The 10529-nt window shown below is 63.7% G+C and carries 9 protein-coding genes and 1 pseudogene; all 10 read left to right on the top strand.

Annotated elements, in window-relative coordinates:
* Positions 1-490: NADH-ubiquinone dehydrogenase (locus tag EOA49_RS26935; protein WP_127243450.1), on the top strand; the 490-nt coding region annotated here is incomplete at its 5' end.
* 72 nt (positions 491-562) lie between these two features.
* Entirely contained in the window at positions 563-2644 is a 2082-nt protein-coding gene (gene nuoG / locus EOA49_RS26930) for an NADH-quinone oxidoreductase subunit NuoG (RefSeq protein ID WP_127240928.1), read from the top strand.
* A 2-nt stretch (positions 2645-2646) separates the two neighbouring features.
* On the top strand, positions 2647-3690 hold the full coding sequence (gene nuoH, locus EOA49_RS26925; RefSeq protein ID WP_066998780.1) for an NADH-quinone oxidoreductase subunit NuoH: 1044 nt from the start codon (positions 2647-2649) through the stop codon (positions 3688-3690).
* Entirely contained in the window at positions 3690-4181 is a 492-nt protein-coding gene (nuoI, locus tag EOA49_RS26920) for an NADH-quinone oxidoreductase subunit NuoI (RefSeq protein WP_066998784.1), read from the top strand. Before nuoH ends, nuoI begins: the two co-directional genes overlap by 1 nt.
* A gap of 233 nt (positions 4182-4414) precedes the next feature.
* Positions 4415-5035, top strand: a complete 621-nt coding sequence (locus tag EOA49_RS26915; protein WP_066998787.1) for an NADH-quinone oxidoreductase subunit J — start codon at positions 4415-4417, stop codon at positions 5033-5035.
* A gap of 1 nt (position 5036) precedes the next feature.
* Entirely contained in the window at positions 5037-5345 is a 309-nt protein-coding gene (gene nuoK / locus EOA49_RS26910) for an NADH-quinone oxidoreductase subunit NuoK (protein WP_066998791.1), read from the top strand.
* A gap of 11 nt (positions 5346-5356) precedes the next feature.
* On the top strand, positions 5357-7330 hold the full coding sequence (gene nuoL / locus EOA49_RS26905) for an NADH-quinone oxidoreductase subunit L (protein WP_127243449.1): 1974 nt from the start codon (positions 5357-5359) through the stop codon (positions 7328-7330).
* On the top strand, positions 7330-8835 hold the full coding sequence (locus EOA49_RS26900; protein ID WP_095826201.1) for an NADH-quinone oxidoreductase subunit M: 1506 nt from the start codon (positions 7330-7332) through the stop codon (positions 8833-8835). The genes nuoL and EOA49_RS26900 overlap by 1 nt, the downstream gene beginning before the upstream one ends.
* 13 nt (positions 8836-8848) lie before the next feature.
* Positions 8849-10285, top strand: a complete 1437-nt coding sequence (nuoN, locus tag EOA49_RS26895) for an NADH-quinone oxidoreductase subunit NuoN (RefSeq protein ID WP_127241604.1) — start codon at positions 8849-8851, stop codon at positions 10283-10285.
* A gap of 4 nt (positions 10286-10289) precedes the next feature.
* Positions 10290-10529: pseudogene (locus EOA49_RS26890) on the top strand (biotin--[acetyl-CoA-carboxylase] ligase); the annotation flags it as partial.

Raw genomic sequence — 10529 nt, 5'->3', positions numbered from 1 at the left:
GGTGGGCGCGTTCTCCGGCGCCGTCGAAGCCTCGCAGCGCATGCTCCAGCCGTTCCTCGACGATCTCGAGGCGCGGGCCGAAGCCGCCAACAATTCGTCCAAGGCGCGCAAGGCGACCGAGACGCTGATCGCCGAGGCGCAGACCTTCGCCAGGGATGTGACCGACATCGCGGCGAACGCCAGCGCTGAGAAGGCGCTCGACGCGAGAGGCGACACGGTAGCCGGAACGGCCGCGACCGGTCTGATGCCGGAAGATTTCAGGCAGCCCAAGGCGATCGACAAGCCGGCAAAGCCGTCCGACCTGAAGGCGATATCGGGCATCGGGCCGAAGCTGGAGAAGGTGCTGAATGGTCTTGGCATCTGGTCCTACGACCAGATCGCTGCCTGGACCTTGGAAGAGATCGCCTGGGTCGAGGATTACCTGTCGCTCGCCGGCCGCGTCGGCCGCGACGACTGGACTGGCCAAGCGGCGGCGCTGGCCGCCAAATAGTGAGATGAAATGCCGGGCGCAGTCGCGCCCCGGAACGAAAGATTGCGGGAAATCCGCGAGGGTTTGAGGCGAATGGCAAAGCTCAAGGTCGACGGGAAAGAGATCACGGTACCCGACCATTACACGCTGCTGCAGGCGGCCGAGGACGCCGGCGCGGAAGTGCCGCGCTTCTGCTTCCATGAGCGGTTGTCCATCGCCGGCAATTGCCGCATGTGCCTGATCGAGGTGAAGGGTGGCCCGCCCAAGCCGCAGGCCTCCTGCGCCATGGGCGTGCGCGACCTGCGCCCCGGCCCGAACGGCGAAGCGCCGGAAATCTTCACCAACACGCCTATGGTCAAGAAGGCCCGCGAAGGCGTGATGGAGTTCCTGCTGATCAACCATCCGCTGGATTGCCCGATCTGCGACCAGGGCGGCGAGTGCGACTTGCAGGACCAGGCGATGGCCTTCGGCGTCGACTCCTCGCGCTACCATGAGAACAAGCGGGCGGTCGAAGACAAGTATATCGGTCCGCTGGTCAAGACGGTGATGAACCGCTGCATCCACTGCACGCGCTGCGTCCGCTTCACCACCGAGGTCGCCGGCATCTCCGAACTCGGCCTGATCGGCCGCGGCGAGGATGCCGAGATCACCACCTATCTCGAACAGGCGATGACCTCGGAGCTCCAGGGCAACGTCATCGACCTTTGCCCGGTCGGCGCGCTGACCTCCAAGCCGTTCGCCTTCCAGGCGCGGCCGTGGGAGCTGACCAAGACGGAGTCGATCGACGTCATGGACGCCGTCGGCTCGGCGATCCGCGTCGATAGCCGCGGCCGCGAGGTGATGCGCATCCTGCCGCGCGTCAACGAGGCCGTGAACGAGGAGTGGATCTCGGACAAGACGCGCTTCATCTGGGATGGCCTGCGCACCCAGCGCCTCGATCGTCCCTACGTTCGCAAGAACGGCAAGCTTGCTCCGGCAAGCTGGGCGGAAGCCTTCGCGGCGATCAAGGACGAGGTGTCGAAGACCGCCCCTGAGCGCGTCGGCGCGATCGCCGGCGACCTCGCCGCGGTCGAGGAAATCTATGCGCTCAAGCTTTTGATGGCGGCGCTCGGCTCCAAGAACATCGACTGCCGCCAGGACGGCGCTGCGCTCGATCCGTCGCTCGGCCGCGCGAGCTACATCTTCAATCCGACCATCGAAGGCATCGAGCAGGCCGACGCGGTGCTGATCGTCGGCGCCAATCCGCGCTTCGAGGCTTCGGTGCTCAACGCCCGCATCCGCAAGCGCTGGCGCGTCGGCAACCTGCCGATCGGCGTCATCGGCGAGATCGGCGACACGCGCTATGACTACGAGCTCATCGGCGCCGGCCCAGAATCCTTGAAGGACTTGGCCGACGGCAACGGCAAGTTCTTCGAGGTGCTGAAGAATGCAGCGCATCCGCTGATTATCGTCGGCCAGGGCGCCCTGGCGCGCTCGGACGGCGCGGCAGTGCTCGGCCAGGCGGCAAGGCTGGCGATGGCCACCAATGCCGTCACGGCCGAGTGGAACGGCTTCGCGGTGCTGCACAACGCGGCGGCCAGAGTCGGCGGGCTCGACGTCGGCTTCGTGCCGGGCGAGGGCGGCAAGAATGTCGCCGGCATGCTGGGCGCGACGGATCTCCTGTTCCTGCTTGGCGCCGACGAGATCGACATGGCCAGGACCGGCGGCGCCTTCGTCGTCTATATCGGCACGCATGGCGATGTGGGCGCACACCGCGCCAATGTCATCCTGCCGGCTGCTGCCTACACCGAAAAGTCCGGCACCTATGTGAACACGGAAGGCCGCGTGCAGCAGACCAACCGCGCCGGTTTCGCCCCGGGCGAAGCGCGCGAGGACTGGGCGATCCTGCGGGCGCTGTCGGATGTGCTCGGCAAGAAGCTGCCCTTCGATTCGCTGGCGCAGCTGCGCGCGAAGCTCTATGGCGAATACCCCCATCTTGCCCGCGTCGATCATGTCGCGGCGGGCAGCGCCGACGGCGTTGCCAGGGCGGCGAAGCTCGGCGGACGCTTGAACAAGGGCACCTTCACCTCGCCGGTGAAGGACTTCTATCTCACCAACCCGATCGCGCGGGCCTCGGCCGTGATGGCTGAGTGCTCGGCGCTGGCCAAGAGCGGCTTCAAGCAGGCGGCGGAATAAGCATGGACACCTTCTTTTCCTTCTACGTGCTGCCGGCGCTGCTGATCCTGTTGAAGTCGGTCGTGCTGATCGTCGTTCTTTTGATCTTTGTGGCTTACGTGCTTTATGCCGACCGCAAGATCTGGGCTGCGGTGCAGCTGCGCCGCGGCCCGAACGTGGTCGGTCCCTGGGGCACGCTGCAGGCCTTCGCCGACCTTTTGAAATTCGTCTTCAAGGAGCCGGTGATCCCGTCGGGCGCCAACAAGGGCGTCTTCCTGCTGGCGCCACTGGTCTCAGCCGTGCTCGCGATCTCCGCCTGGGCGGTCATTCCGGTCAATCAAGGCTGGGCTATCGCTAACATCAATGTCGGCATCCTTTATGTTTTCGCCATCTCCTCGCTCGAGGTCTACGGCGTGATCATGGGCGGCTGGGCATCGAACTCGAAATATCCGTTCCTGGGCGCGCTGCGCTCAGCCGCGCAGATGGTGTCCTACGAGGTGTCGATCGGCTTCGTCATCGTCACCGTGCTGCTTTGCGTCGGCTCGCTCAACCTCTCCGACATCGTGCTCTCGCAGCAGGATGGCCTCGGCACCAAGCTCGGCCTGCCCAACACCTTCCTCGACTGGCACTGGCTGTCGCTGTTCCCGATGTTCATCGTGTTCTTCATCTCGGCGCTGGCCGAGACGAACCGTCCGCCCTTCGATCTGGTGGAAGCGGAATCGGAACTCGTCGCCGGACACATGGTCGAATATTCGTCGACGCCGTTCCTGCTCTTCTTCCTGGGCGAGTACGTCGCCGTCGTCCTGATGTGCGCGCTGGCCACCATCCTGTTCCTCGGCGGCTGGCTGCCACCGTTCGACTTCGCGCCCTTCACCTGGGTGCCGGGCCTGATCTGGTTCGTGCTCAAGGTCTGCCTGGTGTTCTTCATGTTCTCGATGGTGAAGGCGTTTGTGCCGCGCTACCGCTATGATCAGCTGATGCGGCTAGGCTGGAAGGTCTTCCTGCCGATCTCGCTGTTCATGGTCGTCGCCACCGCGGCCTTCCTCAAGATCACGGGGTTTGCGTGATGTCCGCTCTTGCCCAAGCCGCAAAGGCCCTGCTGCTGAAGGATTTCGTCAGCGCCTTCTTCCTGTCGATGCGCCAGTTCGTTGCGCCGAAGGAGACGATCAACTATCCGCACGAGAAGGGACCGACCAGCCCGCGCTTCCGCGGCGAGCACGCGCTGCGCCGCTACCCCAATGGGGAGGAGCGCTGCATCGCCTGCAAGCTTTGCGAGGCGATCTGTCCGGCACAGGCGATCACCATCGAAGCCGGCCCGCGCCGCAACGACGGTACGCGGCGCACCGTGCGCTACGACATCGACATGGTGAAGTGCATCTATTGCGGCTTCTGCCAGGAAGCCTGCCCGGTCGACGCCATCGTCGAGGGGCCGAATTTCGAATTCGCGACCGAGACGCGCGAGGAGCTTTACTACAACAAGGAAAAGCTGCTCGCGAACGGCGATCGCTGGGAGCGTGAGCTGGCGCGCAACATCGCGTTGGACGCGCCCTATCGCTGAGATTTGACGCATGGACGGGGCGAGGGCCTCGTCCAAAGGATGGTCCCCGAAAAGTTGCAGACTTTCGGACCAGATCATCCTCCGGAATGAAAAGAGTGTCGCATGTTTCTTTCGATCGGGTCTTTCAACCCGATCGGAACATGCGATAGGAACACGCAACTTTGCCAGCCAGAGGCGGCGACATCGAGCAGGGGCGCTGAGCCAGTGTTCGGACAGGAACCCGAGGGAACCCCATGCTGAGTGGACTAGAGGCGGTCTTTTTCTACCTCTTCGCCTTTATCGCCGTGGCGTCGGCCTTCATGGTCATTTCGTCGCGCAACCCCGTGCATTCGGTGCTGTTCCTGATCCTCACCTTCTTCAATGCCGCTGGCCTGTTCATGCTGACCGGCGCCGAGTTCCTGGCGATGATCCTGCTCGTCGTCTATGTCGGCGCTGTGATGGTGCTGTTCCTTTTCGTCGTCATGATGCTCGACGTCGACTTCGCGGAGATGAAGCAGGGCGCGCTGCAATATGCGCCGATCGGCGCGCTGGTCGGACTGATCCTGGCGGCGGAACTGATCGTCGTGCTCGGCGGCTACAGCTTCGCGCCGCAGCTTGCCTCGACCGTGGCGAAGGCAACGCCGGACCTCGCCGCGCGCTCCAACACGGCGGCGCTCGGCGACATCCTCTACACGGACTATCTCTATTATTTCCAGATCGCCGGCCTCGTGCTTCTGGTCGCCATGATCGGTGCCATCGTGCTGACGCTGCGCCACAAGGAAGGCGTCAAGCGGCAGTCGATCGCCGCCCAGGTCGGCCGCACGCCGGCAACGGGCATGGAAATCCGCAAGGTCAAGTCGGGCGAGGGTATCTGAGATGGTCGTCGGCATCGCGCATTATCTGACCGTATCGGCGATCCTGTTCACGCTCGGCGTGTTCGGCATCTTTTTGAACCGCCGCAACATCATCGTCATCCTGATGTCGATCGAGCTGATCCTGCTCGCGGTCAACATCAACTTCGTCGCCTTCTCGGCGGCGCTGCATGACCTCGTAGGGCAGGTATTCGCCCTGTTCGTGCTGACGGTCGCCGCGGCGGAGGCCGCGATCGGACTTGCCATTCTTGTCGTCTTCTTCCGCAACCGCGGCTCGATAGCGGTCGAAGACGTGAACCAGATGAAGGGTTGACGGGAACAACCATGTACCAGGCCATCGTCTTCCTTCCGCTGCTCGGCTTCCTGATTGTCGGCCTGTTCGGCAATTCGCTCGGCGCCAAGGCATCCGAATACATCACTTCCGGCTTCCTGGTGATCGCGGCGGTGCTGTCGTGGATCGCCTTCTTCACCGTCGGCTTCGGCCATGGCGAAGTGTTCACCGTGCCGGTGCTGCGCTGGATCCAGGCGGGCGGGCTCGACGTCGCCTGGGCGCTCAGGATCGACACACTGACGGTGGTGATGCTGGTCGTCGTCAACACCGTGTCGGCGCTGGTCCATATCTATTCGATCGGCTACATGCACCACGATCCGAACCGGCCGCGCTTCTTCGCCTATCTGTCGCTGTTCACCTTCGCGATGCTGATGCTGGTGACGGCTGACAATCTGGTGCAGATGTTCTTCGGCTGGGAAGGCGTCGGCCTCGCCTCCTATCTGCTGATCGGCTTCTGGTACAAGAAGCCCTCCGCCAACGCCGCGGCGATCAAGGCCTTCGTCGTCAACCGCGTCGGCGACTTCGGCTTCGCGCTCGGCATCTTCGGCGTCTTCGTGCTGTTCGGCTCGGTCAATCTCGGCACAGTCTTTGCCAACGCAGCCTCCTTCCTTCCGGCCGAAGGCGCGCCGGAGGGCGCCGCGGTGCTCACCTTCCTCGGCCATGCGCTCGACAAGCACACGGCGCTGACGGTGGTCTGCCTGCTGCTGTTCATGGGCGCCATGGGCAAGTCGGCGCAGGTGCCGCTGCACACCTGGCTGCCCGATGCCATGGAAGGCCCGACGCCCGTCTCGGCGCTGATCCATGCCGCGACCATGGTGACGGCCGGCGTGTTCATGCTGGCGAGGCTCTCGCCGCTGTTCGAGCTGTCGCATTCGGCGCTGACCGTCGTCACCTTCATCGGCGCCTTCACCGCCTTCTTCGCGGCCACCGTCGGCCTTGTCCAGAACGATATCAAGCGCGTCATCGCCTATTCGACCTGCTCGCAGCTCGGCTATATGTTCGTGGCGCTCGGCGTCGGCGCCTATGGCGCGGCGATCTTCCATCTGTTCACGCATGCCTTCTTCAAGGCGCTGCTCTTCCTCGGCTCGGGCTCGGTCATCCACGCCGTCTCCGACGAGCAGGACATGCGCCTGATGGGCGGGTTGAGGACGCTCATCCCCAAGACCTACTGGATGATGGTGATCGGCACCCTGGCGCTGACCGGCGTCGGGATCCCGGCGACGGTGATCGGCACCGCCGGCTTCTTCTCCAAGGACGCCATCATCGAAGCGTCCTTTGCCAGCCACAACGCGGTCGCGGGCTTTGCCTTCGTGCTGCTCGTGATCGCCGCCGCCTTCACAAGCTTCTATTCCTGGCGGCTGATCTTCATGACCTTCCACGGCGAGCCGCGCGCCAGCCACGAGGTCATGCATCACGTGCATGAATCGCCGCCGGTGATGCTGGTGCCGCTCTACGTGCTGGCTGCCGGCGCGCTGTTTGCCGGCATCATCTTCCACGGCGCCTTCATCGGCGAGGGCTATGCCGAGTTCTGGAAGGCCTCGCTGTTCACGCTGCCGGACAACCACATCCTGCACGAGATCCACGAATTGCCGTTGTGGGTGGAACTGGCTCCGTTCATCGCCATGGTCATCGGCTTTGCGGTCGCGTGGAAGTTCTACATCCGCTCGCCGGAACTGCCCCGGAGCGTCGCCGCCAACCATCGCCTGCTCTACGGCTTCCTGCTCAACAAATGGTATTTCGACGAGCTCTACGACTTCCTTTTCGTGCGGCCGGCGAAGCGCCTCGGCCGGTTCCTATGGAAGACCGGTGACGGCGCCATCATCGACGGGCTCGGCCCCGACGGCATCTCGGCGCGCGTCGTCGACGTCACCAACCGCGTCGTCAAATTGCAGACCGGCTACCTCTACCACTATGCCTTCGCCATGCTGGTCGGCGTGGCCGCTCTCGTCACCTGGATGATGCTCTGATGACCGACTGGCCAATCCTCTCGCTGGTCACCTTCCTGCCGCTGGTTGGTGTTCTGCTCATTCTGCCGATCAGCGACGACAGCGAAAACGCGCGCCGCAACATCCGCTCGATCGCCTTCATCACGACGGCGTTCACCTTCGTGGTGTCGCTGTTCATCTGGAAGGGCTTCGATAATTCGCAGGCCGGCTTCCAGTTCGTCGAGAAGCACGCCTGGCTGGATTCGGGCATCTCCTACCATATGGGCGTCGACGGCATCTCGATGCTGTTCGTCATCCTGACCACCTTCCTGATGCCGCTCTGCATCCTGGCCTCGTGGGATGCGATCGAGAAGCGCGTCAAGGCCTACATGATCGCCTTCCTGATCCTCGAGACGCTGATGATCGGCGTGTTCTGCGCGCTCGACATTGTTCTCTTCTACGTCTTCTTCGAGGGCGGCCTGATCCCGATGTTCATCATCATCGGTGTCTGGGGCGGCAAGCGGCGCGTCTATGCCTCGTTCAAGTTCTTCCTTTATACGCTTGCCGGCTCGGTGCTGATGCTGCTCGCCATCATGGCGATGTTCTTCCAGTCCGGCACGACCGACATCACCACGCTGCTGACGCATAACTTCCCGGCCAACATGCAGACCTGGCTGTGGCTCGCCTTCTTCGCCTCCTTCGCGGTGAAGATGCCGATGTGGCCGGTGCACACCTGGCTGCCCGACGCGCATGTCGAGGCGCCGACGGCGGGTTCGGTCATCCTGGCCGGCATCCTGTTGAAGATGGGCGGATACGGCTTCCTGCGCTTCTCGCTGCCGATGTTCCCGCTGGCGTCGGAGATGTTCGCGCCGCTGATCTTCACGCTCTCGGTCGTCGCCATCATCTACACCTCGCTGGTGGCGCTGATGCAGGAGGACATGAAGAAGCTCATCGCCTATTCGTCGGTCGCCCATATGGGCTTCGTCACCATGGGCATCTTCGCGATGAATCAGGAGGGCGTGCAGGGCGCGATGTTCCAGATGCTCAGCCATGGGCTCGTCTCCGGCGCGCTGTTCCTGTGCGTCGGCGTCATCTATGACCGCATGCATACGCGCGAAATCGACGCCTATGGCGGGCTGGTCAACAACATGCCGAAATACGCGACCGCGTTCATGATCTTCACCATGGCCAATGTCGGCCTGCCGGGCACCAGCGGCTTCGTCGGCGAGTTCCTGACCATGCTCGGCGTGTTTCGGGTCAACACCTGGGTGGCGTTCTTCGCCGCTACCGGCGTGATCCTGTCGGCAGCCTATGCGCTCTGGCTCTACCGCCGCGTGATCTTCGGCGCGCTGACCAAGGAGAGCCTGAAGAACCTGCTCGATCTGTCGACGCGCGAGAAGGCGATCATCTACCCGCTGGTGGTGCTGGTGATCTTCTTCGGCGTCTATCCGGCGCCTGTGTTCGATGCCACCACGCAGTCGGTCAAGGCGCTCGTCACCAACGTCACCGCATCCATCAATTCCGCGCAGACCGCGGCGGCGAACTGACCGGGGAAATACCATGACGCCGGACCTTCTCTCCAGCCTTTCGCTCTCAACGCCGGAACTGATCCTCGCCATCGGCGCGCTGGCGCTTCTGATGGTGGGTGCCTATTCGCGCTCCAACAACACCACGACGGTGACCGGGCTCGCGGTCGCGGTGCTTGTGATCGCCGGCCTCTGGCTGGCTTTCTCCGGCGGCGAGGGGTCTGCCTATGGCAGCGCTTTCGTCCAGGACTCCTTCGGCCGCTTCATGAAGATGCTGGCGCTGATCGGCTCGGCCGTCACGCTCGTCATGTCGATGCGGTTTGCCAGGCAGGAGCATTTCGACAAGTTCGAATATCCGGTGCTGATCGTGCTGTGCACGCTCGGCATGATGCTGATGATCTCGGCCAACGGCATGATCGGCCTTTATCTCGGGCTCGAGCTGCAGTCGCTGGCGATCTATGTGCTGGCGGCGATCAACCGTGACAATGTCCGCTCGACCGAGGCCGGCCTCAAATATTTTGTTCTCGGAGCGCTGTCGTCGGGCATGCTGCTCTACGGCATCTCGCTGGTCTACGGTTATACCGGCAACACCGGCTTCCACGAGATCGCGGCGGCGCTGGGCAGCGGCGAACGTCAGCTCGGCCTTGTCTTCGGCCTGGTCTTCGTGCTCGCCGGCCTCGCCTTCAAGATCTCGGCGGTGCCGTTCCACATGTGGACGCCGGACGTCTATGAGGGCGCGCCGACGCCGATCACCGCCTTCCTGGCCGCCGCGCCGAAGATGGCGGCGATGGCGCTGATCGTGCGCGTCACCATGGGGGCCTTCAAGCCGATCGCCGCCGACTGGCAGCAGATCGTCGTGTTCATCTCGATCGCCTCGATGGCGCTTGGCGCCTTCGCCGCGATCGGCCAGACCAACATCAAACGGCTGATGGCCTATTCCTCGATCGGCCATATGGGCTACGCGCTGGTCGGCCTTGCCGCGAACAGCCAGGCCGGCGTGCGCGGCGTGGCGATCTACATGCTGATCTATCTGGTGATGACGCTCGGCACCTTCGCCTTCATCCTCGCCATGCGGCGCAAGGAGGGCAATGTCGAGCAGATCGGCGATCTGGCGGGCCTCGCCTCGACCAATCCCATCATGGCCACCATCCTCACCATCCTGATGTTCTCGCTGGCCGGCATTCCGCCGCTCGCCGGCTTCTGGGGGAAATGGTACGTGTTCCTCGCCGCCATCAACGCGCATCTCTATGCCCTGGCGATCATCGGCGTGCTGGCTTCGGTGGTGGGTGCCTACTATTACCTGCGCATCATCAAGATCATGTGGTTCGACGAGCCTGTCGGCGGCTTCGTGCCGATGGCCAGCGAATTGCGCCTCGTGCTCGGCGTCAGCGGCGCCTTCGTGCTGTTCTATGTGCTGATCGGCGGACCGATCGGCAGCTATGCCGAAGCCGCCGCCAAGACCTTCTTCTGACGGGATGGCATTTCGGCTGGCTCCAACCGCGGCGTCGGAGGGGTTCCGGCTCGAGGCCCATGACAGCGTCGGCTCGACCAACGCGCTGGCGCTTGAGCAGGCACGCGCGGGCGATCCGGGAAAACTCTGGATCGTCTCGAAGAAGCAGGAAAGCGGACGCGGTCGGCGCGGCCGCGCCTGGGCGACGCCTGAAGGCAATCTGGCGGCGACGCTGCTTCTGGTTCCGAATGGCGAGCTGCGGCTC

It is taken from the genome of Mesorhizobium sp. M1A.F.Ca.IN.020.04.1.1 (assembly GCF_003997315.1).
In the GTDB taxonomy this organism is placed as follows: Bacteria; Pseudomonadota; Alphaproteobacteria; order Rhizobiales; family Rhizobiaceae; genus Mesorhizobium.
This window is presented reverse-complemented; position numbering and strand designations above follow the sequence as displayed.